This window comes from Janthinobacterium sp. C22, assembly GCF_057919405.1.
Genome location: NZ_CP193659.1, coordinates 1,524,994 through 1,541,053, shown reverse-complemented (window position 1 = coordinate 1,541,053; position 16,060 = coordinate 1,524,994). Strand labels below are relative to the sequence as shown.

Here is a 16,060-nt window from a genome sequence, read left to right as displayed (position 1 = left end):
TCAGCTCTCCTGTTTCTTCAGCAGCGCCACCGTCACGCCGAGGATCACGGGAATGGCGACGAGCAGGGGCCAGAACGAGGCGTGCAGGTCGCCAAAGCCCAGCGCCTTGTTGAACACGCCCCGGCTGATGTTGAGCATGTGCGTGGCCGGGTACATCAGGCCGACGGCCTTGCCCACGCCTTCCATCGACGAAACGGGATTGAGCAGGCCGGAAAACTGGATGGCCGGGATCATGGTGCCGATCATGGTCACGAACAGGGCCGCGATCTGGCTGCGCGTAAAGGTCGAGGCGAACAGGCCGATGCCCGTGGCGCAGATATTGAAGATGAAGGTGGCGCCGATCAGGGTCGACAGGCTGCCCTTGATCGGCACGCCGAAGGCCGTGACCGCCAGCAGGGCCATGAGGACGAAGTTGAACATGGCCAGCACGACGTAGGGCACCTGCTTGCCGAGCAAGAATTCCAGGCGCGTGACGGGCGTCACGTACAGGTTGATGATGGAACCGAGTTCCTTTTCGCGCACCACGGACAGCGCCGCCAGCATGGCCGGCAGCATCAGCAGCAGCAGGGGAATCACGGCCGGCACCATGGCGGGCAGGCTTTTCACGTCCGGGTTGTAGCGGTAGCGCGTCTGGATGGCGACTGGATTGCTCATCGTGATGCCGTAGCGGTGCAAGGCCTGGTCGGCCAGCCACAGCTGGTGCATGCCCTGCACATAGCCCTGCACGGTTTCGGCGCGCATCGGCATGGCGCCGTCGATCCACGCGCCCACCTGCGCCGGCGCGCCGCGCTGCACGTCGCGCGCGAAGCCGGGCGGGATCTCGATGGCCAGCGACAGTTCGCCGCTGCGCATGCGCTTGTCGATATCGGCATAGTCGCGCAGCGGCGGGCGCTCGACGAAGTAGCGCGAGCCGGCCAGGTTGTTCGTGTAATTCTGGCTCAGGGTCGTCTGGTCGTGGTCGAGCACCGCATAGCTCAAGTCTTCGACGTCGAGGCTGATGCCGAAGCCGATGACGAACAGCAGCAGCACGGAGCCGCCCAGCGCCAGGGTCAGACGCACGGGGTCGCGGCGCAATTCCAGCGCCTCGCGCCACATGTAGCTGAGCATGCGGCCCAGGCTGAAACGGCTGCGCCGGTGCTGCGGTGCGGCCGCTTCAGCCTTCTGCACGGGCGCTTCGGCTTCGCTTTCCTGCGCCGCCGGCGCCGTGCCGCCGCCCGCCTCTTCCAGGTAGGCGATGAAGGCCGCTTCCAGCGATGGCGCGCCCTTCTTGCGCACCAGTTCGGCCGGCGCATCGCTGACCAGCACTTTACCCGCGTGCATCAGCGAGATGCGGTCGCAGCGCTCGGCCTCGTTCATGAAGTGGGTGGAAATGAAGATGGTGACGCGGTCGCGCCGCGCCAGCTCGATCATCAGGCGCCAGAAATTGTCGCGCGCGATGGGGTCGACGCCGGACGTCGGTTCGTCGAGGATCAGCATTTCCGGCTTGTGCACCATGGCCACGGCCAGCGACAGGCGCTGGCGTATGCCCAGCGGCAGGCTGTCGGGCAAGTCGTCCATCACGGCGCGCAGGTCGAAGCGCTGCGCCATTTCGTCGATCCTGGCCGGAATCTCGCCCTCCGGCACGTGGAACAGGCGCGCGTGCAGCACCAGGTTCTGGCGCACCGTCAGTTCGCTGTACAGAGAGAATGCCTGCGACATGTAGCCGACCCTGCGGCGCGTATCGATGTCGTTGGAATCGACCTCCTTGCCGAACAGCCAGGCCTTGCCTTCCGTGGCCGGCAGCAGACCCGTGAGCATCTTCATGGTGGTCGACTTGCCGCAGCCGTTCGAGCCGAGAAAACCGAAGATCTCGCCGCGGCCGATGCGGAAATTCACATGGTCGACGGCCGTGAAATCGCCGAAGCGCATGGTCAGGTCTTTGGCCTCGATGGCGACGTCCTGCGCGCTGGCAGGGTCCAGCGGCGTGATCACCACGGGCTGGTGGCCGGCGCGCTTGGCTTCGGGCAGCAGCTTGATGAAGGCCGCTTCCAGGTTGTCGCTCTGTGTGCGCGCCAGCAGCTCGGCCGGCGTGCCCGTATCGAGCACCTTGCCGTCATCCATGGCCACTAACCAGTCGAAGCGCTGCGCCTCGTCCATGTAGGCGGTGGCCACCATCACGCTCATTTGCGGGCGCTGCACGCGGATGCCGGCGATCAGGTCCCAGAACTGGGCCCGCGCCAGGGGATCGACGCCGGTGGTCGGCTCATCGAGAATGAGCAGGTCGGGATCGTGGATCAGGGCGCAGCACAGGCCCAGCTTCTGCTTCATGCCGCCCGACAGCTTGCCCGCCGGGCGCGCGAGGAAGGGTTGCAAGCCCGTGCTGCGGGTCAGCTGGTCGATGCGGCGGCGGCGCTCGGCCGCGTCGTGGCCGAACAGGCGCGCGAAAAACTGCAGGTTTTCCTCGACCGACAGGGTCGGATACAGATTCTTGCCCAGGCCTTGCGGCATGTAGGCGATGCGCGGGCAGACGTCGTCGCGGTGGCGCGCATCGCGCATGTCGCCGCCCAGCGCCATCACGCTGCCCTGCTGCACGGCGCGCGCGCCGGCCACCAGCGACAGCAGGCTCGATTTGCCCACGCCGTCGGGACCGATCAGTCCCACCATGCGGCCGGCCGGCACGTCGAGGTCGATACCGTCGAGCGCCACCGTCTTGCCGTAATGCTGGCTGACGCCCTGGATGCTGACGACAAAGGAAGTCACGTCCATGCTCACTGCGGAACCTTGGCCGTCAGTTCAGCGGGCCATGGCTGCTTCGCATCGAGGCGCACCCAGGCCACGCCGGGCAAACCCACCTTGACCAGGGCCAGATGCTTTTGCAGCAGCTCGCGGCTGATCTGCGCCTTCACGCGGAACATCAGCTTCTGGCGCTCACTGGCCGTTTCCACCGTCTTCGGCGTGAACTGCGCGCTGGCGGCGACAAACGAAATCGTCGCGGGAATCACGTAATTGGGCGCCGCATCGAGGATGAGGCGCACTTCGCCGCCCATCGCCACCTTGCCGGCCGCCGTCTCGGGCAGGAAGAAGGTCATGTAGACGTCCGACAGGTCGACCAGGTTGAGCACCTTGCCGCCGCCGGCCAGCACTTCGCCCTGCTGCGCCACCAGGTATTGCACGCGGCCGTCGCGCGGCGCCGTCAGCTGGCCATCGGCCAGGTCGGAATCGATGCGCGCCGTGGTCGCCTCGGCGGCGACGACGGCCGAACGCGAACCGACCACCTGCGCTTTTGCCGCATCGATGGCCGCCTGCGCCGCCGTCACCTGCGCCTTGGCCGCATTCAGGGCGGCGGCCACGCTGCGCACGCGGGCGCGGTCGTCGTCGAGTTCCTGCACCGAGGAAGCGCCTTCCTTCGACAGGGTTTCGGAACGGGCCAGGCGGCGCCTGGCCGCATCGAGTTCGCTTTCGCGCTGCGCCACCATGGCCAGCGCGGCCGCCTTGTCGCTCTCGCGCACGGCCACCTGCGCCTGCGCGCCGACCACGGCATCGGAGGCCTGCTGCTGGCGCGCGCGCGCCTCGTCGCGCTGGGCCGTCAGCGAGTCGACCTGCATGGTGGCCAGCGGCTGGCCCGCCTTGACGAAGTCGCCCTCGCGCACGAGGATCTCCTTGACCCGGCCGGCCAGCTTGGTCGCGACGTCGACTTCCGTCGCCTCGATGCGGCCATTGCCGCTGACAAAACCTTCGCCAGGGCCCGTGGAGCGCATTTTTTGCCAGGCCACGTAGCCCAGCACGAGAACGGCCACGACCAGCGCGGCGGGGATGAGTTTTTCTTCAGTTGAGCATTCATGGTGTCGGGGCGATCAAATTAGTGGGGGAAGCGGCGGCGGGTGCGGGTGCGCCGCCGCCCAGGGCCGCATACAGGCTGACCTGGCTGGACAGCAGCGCGCGGCGCGTCTGCACCAGCTGCTGCTCGACCGTCAGCAGGTCGCGCTGCGCATCGAGCACTTCCAGGTAGGGCGCTGCGCCATTGTCGTAGCGCAGCTTGGCCAGGCGCGCGCGTTCGCTTTGCGCGGCCAAGGTGGTCTTGCCGATGTCGACCTGCAGCGCCAGCCAGCGCCGGTTCGACAGCGCGTCGGCCACTTCGCGGAAGGCGCCCTGCACGCTCTTTTCATAATTGGCCACGGCCACGTCGCGGCGCACCTCGGCCAGGTCCCTATTGGCGCGCAGGCGTCCCGCGTCAAAGACCGGCAGCACCAGGCGCGGCGCGAAATTCCAGGCCCCGCTGCCCGAGTCGAACAGGCCGCTCAATTCCGCGCTGGCCGTGCCATAGCCCGCCGTCAGCGAAATGGTGGGGAAGAAGGCGGCGCGCGCGGCGCCGATATTGGCCTGCGCGGCGCGCAGCTGGTGCTCGGCCGCCATCAGGTCGGGACGTTGCGTGAGCAAGGCCGAGGGCAGGCCCGCATGCAGCGGCTGCAGCACGCTGGCGTCGTCGAAGCGGCGCACCTCGCCAGCCACCGGCGCCAGGTCGACGGGGCCGCCCACCAGCTGGGCCAGCGCATGCGCCTGCACGGCGCGCGCCTGCTCCAGCTGGGCCGACAGCGACAGGGCCTGGCTGAGCAGGGTTTCCACCTGCGTCAGGTCCAGCTTGGAAATCGATCCCACCTCGAAGCGGCGCGTGAAGATGCGCAGCGATTCGGCGCGGCTGTCGACCGTGGCGCGCGCCAGTTCCACCCGTTCGTCGAGTTCGCGCAAGCCCAGGTAGCCATTGGCCACCTGCGCCACCAGGGCCACGCCGACGGCGCGGCGCGCCTCGTCGCTGGCCAGCAGGGTTTGCAGCGCGCTGTCCTTCAGGCTGCGCACCCGGCCCCAGAAATCGAGTTCCCAGGCGCTCACGTTCAAGCCCGCCTGGTACTGCGCGCTCGTCATGGCGCGCCCCGTCGGGCTCAGGTCAGCCGGCACGCGCGCGCGGCTGCCGGAGGCGCCCAGCGCGATGGTGGGAAATTGTTCGGCGCGCTGGATGCCATACGCGGCGCGCGCCTCTTCCACGCGCAGGGCGGCGATGCGGATGTCGCGGTTGCCGGCCAGCGCCTGCGCAATGAGCGCCTGCAGGCGCGGATCGGCAAAGTAGGCTTGCCAGGCGACGTCGGGCGCGCTTGCGCCGGCAGCGTCAGTTTCCGGATACTGCGCCGCCACGGGCAGCGGCGGCGGCGCGTAAGGCGGCGCCAGCGAGGCGCAGCCGGCCAGGGCCAGCGCGGTGGCCAGCGCGGCCATCCCGGCGCGGTTGGGCAAAGTAGAAACAGCCATGGTCATCTTCTTCCAGTCAATTCAGAATGTTGTAGCCGCCATCGACGTACAGGGTGCCGCCCGTGATGGCGCGCGCGCCGTCGCCGGCGAGGAAGGCGCACAGCGCGCCCACGTCCTCGATGGTGGCCAGGCGGCGCATGGGCGAGCGTTCGATGGCGTCGGCCATCAGGCGGTCGAAATGGGCGATGCCGGAGGCGGCCCGCGTCTCCAGTGGGCCCGGCGAGATGGCGTTCACGCGGATGCCTTGCGGCCCCAGTTCGGCGGCCAGGTAGCGCACCGACGCTTCCAGCGCCGCCTTTACGGGTCCCATCAGGCCATAGTCGGCGATGACTTCCTCGGCGCCTAAATAACTCATGGTGGTCAAGCTGCCGCCGTGCGGCATCAGGGGTTCGGCCAGCTTCGCCATGCGCATGAAGGAATGGCACGAAATGTCCATCGCCTGCGCGAAACCGTCGGCAGAACTGTCCGTCACGCGGCCATGCAAGTCGTGTTTCGGCGCATACGCGATCGAGTGGACGACAAAATCGATGGCGCCCCACTGCCGTTCGATCTGCGCAAACAGCGCCTCCAGTTGACCCGGCACGGCCACGTCGAGCGGCGCCATGATGGCCGCCTGCACTTGCTGCGCCAGCGGCTCCACATGTGAACGGGCCTTGTCATTGAGCCAAGTCACGGCCAGTTCGGCACCGGCCGCGCGCAGCGCGCTGGCGCAGCCCCAGGCGATGCTTTGCGCGTTGGCGATGCCCACCACCAGGCCCCGCTTGCCCTGCAAAGGCAAGTGCGGGCGCGAATCGGCCGTCATGCCTGGACGGGACGCAAGGCGGGCCACGGCGTGGCCGCATGCACGCAGCGCGCCGCGCCGGCGCGCATGGCGGCCGCGCTCATGGCCAGGGTCACGCCGCCGGCGCGCGCATACGGCAAGGCAATCGGTGTGTGGGGATGGAGGGTATTGCACGCGTCAGGCGCGGGGGTCTGCATCTTCATGAATCGGCTTCCGTCACTGAAATTCGAGGCCGGCACCAGTGCATTCTCGGGGAACTGGTACAGGGCGAAAATTACTCTACAGCATTTAGATACGTGATTCGCGATGAGTCCGGTCCGCATGCTTATCATTTTGAGCTAGGTCAACTATAAGTGCGATTGCGGCAATGCAACATTGATGTAAATCAAATTTTACCTCAATATTATTTAAATGAAATAATTTTCAGGCAAGCGTGCGGGCATACGTATTTGATAATACTACCGGGCTGACGGGAAGAAAAGGGAGCATGCCGGCGCCAATGCCGATTGTCTGGAAAACAAGCAGCGCCGGACGATGGCACAAGGCCGGCAATGGGAAGGATAGGACAGGGGGCCATGTTATTGCGATGCAACATGGCCCGCCATGCTTACGAAAACGACATGAACGGCATTATTGGCGCGGCGCCGGGGCGCCACGCGAATACAGGTCGATGATGGTGCTGATGCCATCCTGGCAGACGGAGCAGAAGGTCTCGCTGCGGTCGAACATGATGCATTGCATCTCGGGCCGGTAGTAGCCGGACGACTCGTAGTTCGCGCCTTCGAAGGCGCCCACCGCATGGCGCTGCGGCGCCTTCGAGAACAGTTGCTGCGTGTACGCCAGGTCGGCCTTGAACAAGCCGCTCATCTCGCTTTCCGGGCGGTTGGCCGCGCGCAGGGCCGCGCGCTGCTTCTGGTATTCGCGCGCATGGTTGTCGTACGCTTCCTTCGGCCAGGGCGTCGGCAGCGGCGTGCCCGCCTTGACGTGGCTCTTCCATTTCAGCTTGGCCGGATCGCGCAGCGCCGTGGCGTTCGGCTCCCACGGTTCCTGCCGCTCGCCGTTCGACTGGTAGGCCACGGGCGAGGTGTAGTACTCGTCGGCCAGGCCGGCGAAATGGTGGCCGAATTCATGCACGAACAGGTAATTGGCCCAGTCGTTGTTCGCCGCCGCCGTGCTGAACTGGCCGAAGATGCCGCCGCCGCCGTAGGTGTCGTTATTGACGAGGATTTCGATGAATTCGTACGGCGCGTACTGCGCCAGGTCGCGCAGCGCGCGGTTGTCCGTCGTCAGCACATAGCGCTCGCTGCCGAAGATGTCGTAGCGCGTGCCCAGCGGCGAGGCGTGATGCACGCCCGTCGATGGACGCGACACGCCCGATTCCTGCGTCGGCGCGGCCATGGCCCACACGTTGAAGTCATTGGCCCGCTCGCGAAATGGCGAGACCGTAAACAGGTGCTCGGCCAATTTGCGCGCCGTCGCCTCGAACTTGCCCATTTCGGCCGCCGTGTAGCCGTCACCCATGATCAGCAGGTCGACCTTGCCGGACGAGGGCCCTTCGACACGGATCGGGATCGGCTTGACGGGCGCCGGCGGCTGCTTGCGGATCACGTCCTGCGCGGCAGGATCGACATCGGTGCTCCACACAACGGAAAACAGGCCGCGTTCGTCGCGCTTGAGGATGCGCACGCGCACGGGATGCTCGGGCTGCGGGAAGCGCACGGATTCCTGGAAGGCGCGCGTCGTGGTTTTCGCTTCGTCGGTGCTGGCCCACTCGCCGAAGATGGTGGAAAAGCCGCGCGAGTACAGCACCTTGCCCGACTTGATGTCGACCACTTCCAGCATATTGTTGCCGCGGTTGCTGTCGTCGATGGGGCGCGCCAGGTTGCCCGGCCATGGCAAGGGCTCGACCAGCACGCGCTCGACCGCATAATGCTCGCCCAGCGCATTGCCGCTGTGCTGGTAGTCGAGGCGCATGGTGGCCGGCAGCGGGGCATTATCGGCCTGCGCGGCGGGAACCATGCCGGCGGCCAGCGCCAGCGCGCACAGAAGGGATCGGATCGGGGTCTGCTGCATCTCATTCCTAACACGGTAGAAAAACGGGTAAAAGAAGCGGTTTTCCGAATAAACAGCGGCGCCAGCGGCGGGCATGGAAAAATCCGGTGCGGCACATTGTAGCGACAGGAATCGGCACTGCAAAGCACCCAGCTTGACCGCGCCACGCAATCGCCTTATATTAGACTGACTAATCGATTAAATAAAAGGAGAGCCAACCACCATGCGCACCATCGATCCGGGCAAACACGCGGCGCGCCGCGACGCCATCCTCGCCGCCGCGCGCCACTGCTTCGCGCGCAAGGGCTTTCACCAGACCAGCACCGCCGCCATCTGCGCGCAAGCGGGCATGAGTCCCGGCAACCTGTTTCACTATTTCCCCACCAAGCAAGCCATCATCGCCGCCATCGTCGACCAGGAAGGCAGCGAGACGGCCGCCTATTTCGCCGGCGTGCAAGGCAGCGCCGATGCGTACGGCGCCCTGCTCGATTTCATGGACCTGGTGCTGGCGCTGGCGGCCGACGGGGACTTTGCGGGGCTGGCGCTGGACATTGCCGCCGAGGCGATGCGCGACACGGACATCGCGGCCAGGGTGGCGCGCAACGACGCCAGCCTGCGCGGCGGCCTGCAAACCTTGCTGGCAGAGGCGGCCGCACAGGGCCAGATCGACGCCGCGCTGGACGCCGCGCAAACGGCCGGCTGGATCGCCGCGCTGATCGACGGCATCTTCAACCGGGTCGCCGTCGATCCCGATTACGCGCCGCTGGCGCAGCGCGCCAGCCTGCACCTGCTGCTGGCGCGCTTCCTGCGCCCGGCCCTGGCATGAGCGCCGCCATGCCAACCCCGCCCGCGCGCATCGCCGACGTCGACGCCCTGCGCGGCTGCGCCCTGTTCGGCATCCTGGCCGTCAATATCGGCGCCTTCGCCACGCCCTGGTTCGGCCTGGGCTTGACCGATCCCGCCTTTCACGGCGGCGTCGACCGCGCCACGCATTTTCTCGTCGCGCTGCTGTTCGAGACCAAGTTCTACCTGCTGTTTTCCTTCCTGTTCGGCTACAGCTTCACCTTGCAGATGCAGGCGGCCGCGCGCGCCGGTGCGCCATTCGTGCCGCGCATGCTGCGCCGGCAGGCGGGCCTGTGGCTGATCGGCGCCCTGCATGCCGTGATCCTGTTTCATGGCGACATACTCACCACCTACGCCGTGCTGGGCATCGCGCTGCTGGCGCTGCACCGCTGCGGCGAACGCCAGGCGCTGTTCCTGGCCTTGATCCTCGTCGCCGTCTGCGCCGCGTTCTGGGCAGGCATGGCCTGGCTGCAAAGCCTGCAGCCGGCGGGCGACGCGGCGGACAACGCCGTGGCGATGGCGCAAAAGGCGGCAACGGCGCTGGCCGCCTACCATGCCACGCCGGCAACAGTCATCGTGCAGCACCTGCGCGAACTGAGCGACATCTGGATCGTCCTGCTGCTGGTGCAGGCGCCGTGCGCGCTGGCCATGTTCCTGTGCGGCCTGGCCGCCGGCAAGCGCGAGATGCTGCTGCACGCGGCCGACTATCTGCCGCTGCGCCGCCGCCTGCTGCGGGCCGGCGCGCTGGCGGGATTGCCCGGTGCCGCCTTGTATGCGTGGACCTCCGTGTATGGCGACAGCCAGGCATGGCAGGTGGCGGGACTGGCCGTGGGCCTGGCGAGCGCGCCGCTGCTGGCCGGCGCCTACCTGGCATTGGCGCTGGCCCTGTTCGAGCGCCTGCGCGACGGCACGCTGTTTGCGCTGCTGGCCGACACGGGCCGTATGGCCCTGTCGAACTACCTGCTGCAGTCAACCGTCTGCGCCTGGCTGTTCCTCGCGTATGGCGCGCGCTTGATGGGCAGCGTCTCGCCGCTGGGCGCCCTGGCGCTGGCCGTCATCATCTTCAGCCTGCAGCTGCCGTTGAGCAGCTGGTGGCTGCGCGGCCACGCGTACGGCCCCGTCGAGTGGCTGCTGCGGGCCTTGACGATCGCCGCGTGGCCGCGCTGGCGGCGGTAGCGCGCCGCCTACTTGTAGCGGTACAGCGGCTGGCGCAGCTGGATCGGGCGGATGTCGAGGCGCAGTTTCAGCACCGAATACGCCTCCGCCTCGGTCGAGCTGTAGCCGACGCTGTTGACCGTTTTACTGAAGCGGAACTCGAAGCCCAGGTCCGGGTACGGGTCGCGCGGATTGCCGAAGGCGATGCCGATGGCTTCCTGCTGCGCGTTGTCGATCAGGTTGCCCATCAGGTCGAGCACGGCGTTGTTGCCGAGGATATCGTTGGTAAACACGGGCTCGCGCATGTCGGGCTGGTTCGGATCGAGCTTGTTGTCGGCCTTGTCGGGCGAGGGCGTAAACACGCGCGTGACGAGGTTGAATTTGTCGCCCCGGTCCAGGTAGCTGATGGCCGCGTTGCTGATATTGAAATTTTTCACGCCGCGGTCGCTGATGGCGCCCGACAGGTCGATCAGCAGGGCGCCGCTGTAGCCGATCACTTCCACGTCGCGCATGGCGTCGACCACCATGGCGCTGTTTTCATCGATGCCCAGTCCCAGGTGATAGCCTTTTTCAGCATCACGGGAATCATGCGCGCGAAACGGCCGCGCACCAGCAGATGCTGGTCGACGAAGACGTCGCTGCCGATGAAGCCCAGGCCCGGCGCGATCTCGCGGCCATCCGTGACGCCCATTTTCAGCATGTCGAGCACGGGTTTGGCATCGTAGAACATGGTGGTGCTCATGATGGCCGCGCCGGCGCTGGAGCCGGCGATCACGCCGCCGTTGCGGTAGACCGACCAGATGGCTTCCAGCGCGGCCGTGCGGCTGCCGTCCGGACGCAGCAAGGCTTGCGTGATGCGCCCCTGGTCGCCGCCGGCGAAATAGATGCCGGTGGCCGACTTGATCTGCGTGACGATGGCCGGATCTTCGGCCGCCTTGCGGTAGTCGCGATTGGCCAGCTTGACGGCCAGCGGCACAAAAAAGGCGTCCGCGCCATATTGATTGAGCTTCCTGATGATGCTTTCACCGGATTTTTCCGGGTTCATCGCGGCCGAGGCCAGCACGGCGATGCGCGCGCCTGGACCGCCCGACAACTTGACGATGCGCTGCCACACTTCGGCATTGTCGGCGCGCAGGCCGCCGCCGATGATGACGAGGGTGCCCTGCGGCGCGCTGCCGATGGCGCTGCCGCCGGGCGCGGCCACGGCTTGGAAGCTGCACAATGCCAGCGCGAACAGCAGCGCGGCGCAAAAGGTGTGATACCGGCTTGAGAATGATTTCATGGTGCCTTTCGAATACAAGGAAAGGGGCGCGCGCTTGTGATACGGGCACGCGCCCTTGCTGCCAAAATTGCTGCTTGCAACCAACTGCGATACTACCCGCTGCGTGTGACAGCGGTATTGCGGCATCTCCTGCTTTTTTTGCCTTATTTGAAGCTGTAATTGGCGCTGGCATAGAAGCGCCGGCCGCGCGGGTCCGCGTAGCTGGGGTCATAGCCGGACAGGAAAAAATAGGCCTGGTTCGAGTACGGCGGACTGGTATTGAACAGATTCTGTATGCCGGCGCGCAGCTTGAACTGCTGGCTGACCGCATACGCGCCCGACATGTCCCACAGCGTGTACGCCTTCACGCGGTTCGGCTTGACCACGCTGCCGTCGTCCGTGTTGATGGCCGAATTCTGGTCATCGTAGCCGCTCGAATACGTGTTCGACAGGCTGGCCGAATACGGGCCATTGTCCCAGTCGAGGGTGATCGTGTGGCGCCAGCGCTGCACCACGCCGTCCGTGACAAACTTGTTCAGATTGCTGATGAAGACATCCCCGGGGCTGGTCTGGATCTTCGAATCGAGCACATAGGTGCCGCTCAGGTGGCCGCCAAAGCGCCCCCACGCCGTTTTCACGCCGTGCAGGTCGGCCGTGATATCGATGCCCGAGGCTTTTTGCGCGCCGCGGTTTTCCTTGCGCAGCTCGATGTAGCGGATTTCATTGTCTTCGTCGCGGTGCACGAGGTTGCCGTACTTGGACAGATTGGACAGGATGATGTCGTCGCCGATCTCGCTGATCAGGTCCGTGCGCCGGATGTTCCAGTAGTCGGCACTGATGGTCCAGTGCTGGCTGGGTTCGAGCACCACGCCGGCCGTGAACTGGCGGCTGCGCTCCGGTTTCAGCTTGTCGTTGCTGTAGCGGCGCGTACGCCAGTTGTCGGCGCAGACGGAGTAGTCGTTGTTCTCGGCTTCGCAGTACACGGGATCGGGCAGGGTCGCCGTCTGGCTATAGACGGTGGGCCGATGCAGGTCCGACATCGACGGCGCGCGAAAGCCCTTGCCGGCCGAGGCGCGCAGCAGCACCTGCTTGCTGGGCAGGTAGGTCAGGCCGACCTTCGGACTGAGGGCGCCGCCCACTTGCTGGTAATGGTCATAACGGCCGGACAGCTGCGCCTGCCATTGCTTGCTAAACGGCAGCAGCAATTCGCTGTAGATGGCCTGCACATTGCGGCTGTCGCTGGTGGCCACGCCGCCTTCGGGCGCGTCATCGTTGGTGATGTTACCGCTCATTAGCAATGCAGATGGCCGGAAATCCGTGCGCTCGCGCCGCATTTCGCCGCCCACCGCCAACGCCATGTCGCCGCCGCCCATGGACATCAAGGCACGCGACACCTTGAAATCGAGCGCCTCCATGACGCCGCGCGCGTGCCGCACTTCGTCGTTGACCTGGATGCTCTCGAGCAACGCCTTACCCGCCGCACTGGAGGGGCCGAAGGGATTGATGGTGCCATCCGTGATGCCCTTTTGTAGCTGGTCGGCCAGGAGGTAGCCGTGCGTGTCCTTGTCCCTGACCACATTGACACTGTGATTCAAGCCCACGTCGTAGTCCCAGCCGCCCACGGTGCCGGTGGCGCCCACCACGTAACGCTGGCTTTCGCTGGTCAATTCGCTGGTGCGCATGCCCGCTTCGTTCAGGCGGATGCGCAGGGCCAGCGTGCCGGTCAACCCGGCAGCGTTCAGCTGCGGCACCATGCTGGCGTCGATTTCGCCATCCGGCCGCGCTGTCGATCCCACGTAATAGCTGCGCGAACGGCTCAACGCCACCTCCGCATACAACTGGTGATCGTTATTCAGTTTCAGCACGCCGCGCGTGAGCAGGTTCTGCTTGTCCGTTTTCGGATACAGCTCGGTGTCGCCCATGTAGTTATAGGTACACGCATCGACGCCGCCCGTGCCAGCCGGCAGGTACACATTGGCCGGTCCGCTGCAGCCTGGAATCGACAGATTAATCAGGCGATTCGTGATCGGCTGGCCATTGAGCAGGAAGCCCTGCTCCTGCAGGTAGTCGCGCTGGTCGCTGGAGAGGCGGATATTTGCCGGACTGGTGTAACTGGACAGCAAATGGCCGAGGCGTTCCGGCACCTGCAGGTGCGGAATGAACTTGCGCTGCGAGGTGCTCAGACGGTCGGTTTTTTGCAGGTCGGCCACGGCAAAGATATTGTAGCCATCGGCCGCCAGGTCGCCCGTGCCGGCCGTGATGCTGGCCGTGCGCTTGCCCGCGCCGCCTTCGTCGGTGCGGCTGCCGTAGGCGTTCAGCTCCACGCCCTGGTAATCCTTGCGCGTAATGAAATTGATCACGCCGCCGATGGCGTCCGTGCCGTACAGGGCCGAGGCGCCGTCGAGCAGCACTTCCACGCGCTGCAGGGCGGCGGCGGGAATGTTATTGAGGTCCACGCCCGCATCGTCGCCGGGCGAGGCAAAGTTGGCCATGCGCCGGCCATTGAGCAGCACCAGGGTCGACGAGGTGCCCACGCCGCGCAGGTTGGCGCTGTTGAAGCCGCGCTGGTCGCCGCCCACGTTGATGCTGACGCCGTCCGTCAGGCCGCCCACGTTGGCCGACACGCGCGCCATCAGCTCGGCCGCCGTCGTCACGCCCGCCTTGTCGATCTCGGCACGCGTGATGATCTGCACGGGCAGCGCCGTCTCCGACTCCAGCCGCTTGATGGCCGACCCCGTGATTTCCACGCGCTGCATTTTTCGGCGCCGGCTCCACGTCCGGCCCCTGCTCCTGCGCCTGCGCGCCGCCGGCCAGCATGCCCAGCGCCGCCGACACGCTCAGGGCCCCCAGCGCCAGCCGCACGCCTTGCGCCAGCACCGATTCGCGCGGCACGGCGCCGCCGTCCTGTCTTTTCATCTGCATTGTCATTCTCCCCGGATGTTGATGCCTGATTTTTATAATGATTTTGGGACTGCCTTGCGTTGCCTTGAAGCTGTTTTCCGCGCGCCATGCACGCCATGTTCGCCGCCATACAGATAGGCGGAGATGACTTCGCTCAAGCGGGCCGCTTTTTCAACGTTCTTCCTGTTCGATACCATCAGCGCCACGGCCAGCGCTTCGATCATCGCCAGCGCCGTGCTGGCGCTGCTGGGTAAAACGGGATGCGTGCTTTGCGCATACAGCGCATGGTCGGCCAGTTCGGCCAGGGGTGACGCGGGCGAGTCGGTGAGCGCCACGATGCAGGCGCCGCGGTCGCGCGCGAAACTGGCCAGGCCGATGCAGTCGAGCGTGTAGCGGGGAAACGAGATCACCACCAGGACGTCCTGCGCCGTCAGGTTGACCAGATGGCCGGCCGCCACTTCCGAGCCGCCGATGCCCACCACTTCCACCACGTGCCGGCAAAACGGCTGCAGATGCTGCACCAGCATGCCCGCCAGGTTGGCCGACAGGCCAAAACCCATCACGTACACCACCTTGGCGCGCGTCAGGCGGCGCACCACGGCCAGCATGGCGGGCGGCGACAGGGCATCGGACGTGGCGGCGATGTTCGCGGCCGCATACTCCAGGCTTTCCGTGATCGGCGAGGTGGCGCGCGCGCGCCGTTCTATCGTGCGGCGCAGTTTGTCGACCGGCTGCAGCAGCGATTGCAGGGTTTCGGCCATGGCGCCGCGCATGGCCGAATAATTCTTCTGGCCGATGTCGCGCGCGAAGCGGCTGATGGTGGCCGTCGACACCTGGCAGCTGTCGGCCAGTTCCTCGATGCCCAGCGCCGTCACGCGCATCTGGTTGCGCAGCAGGTAGTCGGCGATCTGCCGCTGCGAGGCCGAGCCGGCGGCCAGCACGTGCATCAGCGCCTGCCCCAGCGGCGATTGCGCGAACGCGGCGTCGGGCGGCGCCAGCGTGGTGGCAGGTGGCGTGGGGGCGCTGCTTCTGGCAGGACTGGCGGATGCTCTCATATCGCTGGCGGCCTGTGTTCTTGTGTGTGGCGAATGATGGACAGGGAGGCGAAAACGGGTCGCTGGAACTTACTGTACGCATATCAAAAAGAAAACTCAACAAATATTTGTAAAAGGATTTTCATTGATTTACTTCGTGAAAATATTGCTACATAATCGACCGGAATCCATCAACCATGCACCTTTTCGGGGCGCCCACCATGCAAGTACAACAGCATTCCATCTCCACCGCGCACGCCAGCATGTCATGCCAATTGAGCAGCTTCCACTTCGGCAGCGCGGCCGCCACCAGCCGCAGCGCCAAGAAGGTGTACATCCAGGCGGCGCTGCACGCGGACGAGGTGCCGGGCATGCTGGTGTCGCAATTTTTGCGCCGCGAACTGCTGGCGCTGGAGGCAGCCGGCAAGGTGCACGGCGAAATCATCCTGGTGCCGGCCGCCAACCCGATCGGCCTGGCGCAAGCCATCCATGGCGCGCCGTTCGGCCGTTTCGACCTGACCACCGGCATCAACTTCAACCGCGCCTACCGCCACGTGGCCGATGAACTGAAAACCACGCTCGATGGCCAGCTGGGGCAGGATGCGCCAGCCAACGTGGCGCTGATACGCGAGCATGCGCGCGCCGCCGTCGCCGCCTGGCGGCCGGGCACGGATGCGGAGACGCTGAAGAAAACCCTGCTGGGCATGGCCATCGACGCCGACATCGTGCTCGACCTGCATTGCGATAACGAAGCGG

At 66.0% G+C, this 16,060-nt stretch carries 9 protein-coding genes and 3 pseudogenes; 3 read left to right on the top strand and 9 right to left on the bottom strand.

The annotated features are described in order from the left end of the window. The 6 genes from rbbA to ACRHIG_RS07080 form a co-directional block, all read right to left on the bottom strand. Positions 1-2,745: a ribosome-associated ATPase/putative transporter RbbA gene (rbbA, locus tag ACRHIG_RS07105; protein ID WP_489629763.1), complete on the bottom strand. Its 2,745-nt coding sequence runs from the start codon at positions 2,743-2,745 to the stop codon at positions 1-3. Between the two features lie 2 nt (positions 2,746-2,747). After that, complete coding sequence (locus tag ACRHIG_RS07100) at positions 2,748-3,782, bottom strand: HlyD family secretion protein (protein ID WP_489630761.1); 1,035 nt, start codon at positions 3,780-3,782, stop codon at positions 2,748-2,750. 34 nt (positions 3,783-3,816) lie between these two features. Beyond that, positions 3,817-5,283 carry an efflux transporter outer membrane subunit gene (locus tag ACRHIG_RS07095; RefSeq protein WP_489629762.1) on the bottom strand — a complete coding sequence of 489 codons (1,467 nt, stop codon included), beginning with the start codon at positions 5,281-5,283 and terminating at the stop codon, positions 3,817-3,819. A 10-nt stretch (positions 5,284-5,293) separates the two neighbouring features. After that, positions 5,294-6,079: an enoyl-ACP reductase FabI gene (gene fabI / locus ACRHIG_RS07090; protein ID WP_489629761.1), complete on the bottom strand. Its 786-nt coding sequence runs from the start codon at positions 6,077-6,079 to the stop codon at positions 5,294-5,296. Further along, positions 6,076-6,261, bottom strand: coding sequence for a hypothetical protein (locus ACRHIG_RS07085; RefSeq protein WP_475416056.1), 186 nt, complete (start codon positions 6,259-6,261; stop codon positions 6,076-6,078). The genes fabI and ACRHIG_RS07085 overlap by 4 nt, the downstream gene beginning before the upstream one ends. A gap of 427 nt (positions 6,262-6,688) precedes the next feature. Next, positions 6,689-8,131: an IgA Peptidase M64 gene (locus ACRHIG_RS07080; RefSeq protein WP_489629760.1), complete on the bottom strand. Its 1,443-nt coding sequence runs from the start codon at positions 8,129-8,131 to the stop codon at positions 6,689-6,691. Between the two features lie 202 nt (positions 8,132-8,333). Here ACRHIG_RS07080 and ACRHIG_RS07075 point away from each other — a divergent pair, with 202 nt between their 5' ends. Beyond that, positions 8,334-8,936 (top strand): TetR/AcrR family transcriptional regulator, encoded by a 603-nt coding sequence (locus tag ACRHIG_RS07075; RefSeq protein WP_475416054.1) that lies wholly within the window; start codon positions 8,334-8,336, stop codon positions 8,934-8,936. An 8-nt stretch (positions 8,937-8,944) separates the two neighbouring features. Continuing rightward, positions 8,945-10,129 carry a DUF418 domain-containing protein gene (locus ACRHIG_RS07070; RefSeq protein ID WP_489629759.1) on the top strand — a complete coding sequence of 395 codons (1,185 nt, stop codon included), beginning with the start codon at positions 8,945-8,947 and terminating at the stop codon, positions 10,127-10,129. An 8-nt stretch (positions 10,130-10,137) separates the two neighbouring features. Here the strand turns inward: ACRHIG_RS07070 and ACRHIG_RS07065 are convergent. From ACRHIG_RS07065 to ACRHIG_RS07055, 3 genes and pseudogenes are all read right to left on the bottom strand, one after another. Continuing rightward, a pseudogene (locus ACRHIG_RS07065) lies at positions 10,138-11,390 on the bottom strand (cyanophycinase). A gap of 143 nt (positions 11,391-11,533) precedes the next feature. Then, positions 11,534-14,291: pseudogene (locus ACRHIG_RS07060) on the bottom strand (TonB-dependent receptor). Between the two features lie 32 nt (positions 14,292-14,323). Continuing rightward, positions 14,324-15,325 (bottom strand): MurR/RpiR family transcriptional regulator, encoded by a 1,002-nt coding sequence (locus tag ACRHIG_RS07055; RefSeq protein WP_489629758.1) that lies wholly within the window; start codon positions 15,323-15,325, stop codon positions 14,324-14,326. Between the two features lie 176 nt (positions 15,326-15,501). Between ACRHIG_RS07055 and ACRHIG_RS07050 the strand changes: the two are divergent. Next, positions 15,502-15,810, top strand: a pseudogene (locus ACRHIG_RS07050) (deacylase); the annotation flags it as partial. Positions 15,811-16,060 lie beyond the last annotated feature (250 nt).

Coding starts and splice junctions, on each gene's coding strand:
- ACRHIG_RS07070 (WP_489629759.1), top strand. CDS start 8,945: ATGCCAACCCCGCCCGCGCGCATCGCCGACGTCGACGCCCTGCGCGGC.
- ACRHIG_RS07085 (WP_475416056.1), bottom strand. CDS start 6,261: ATGAAGATGCAGACCCCCGCGCCTGACGCGTGCAATACCCTCCATCCC.
- ACRHIG_RS07080 (WP_489629760.1), bottom strand. CDS start 8,131: ATGCAGCAGACCCCGATCCGATCCCTTCTGTGCGCGCTGGCGCTGGCC.
- rbbA (WP_489629763.1), bottom strand. CDS start 2,745: ATGGACGTGACTTCCTTTGTCGTCAGCATCCAGGGCGTCAGCCAGCAT.
- ACRHIG_RS07055 (WP_489629758.1), bottom strand. CDS start 15,325: ATGAGAGCATCCGCCAGTCCTGCCAGAAGCAGCGCCCCCACGCCACCT.
- ACRHIG_RS07075 (WP_475416054.1), top strand. CDS start 8,334: ATGCGCACCATCGATCCGGGCAAACACGCGGCGCGCCGCGACGCCATC.
- ACRHIG_RS07095 (WP_489629762.1), bottom strand. CDS start 5,283: ATGACCATGGCTGTTTCTACTTTGCCCAACCGCGCCGGGATGGCCGCG.
- fabI (WP_489629761.1), bottom strand. CDS start 6,079: ATGACGGCCGATTCGCGCCCGCACTTGCCTTTGCAGGGCAAGCGGGGC.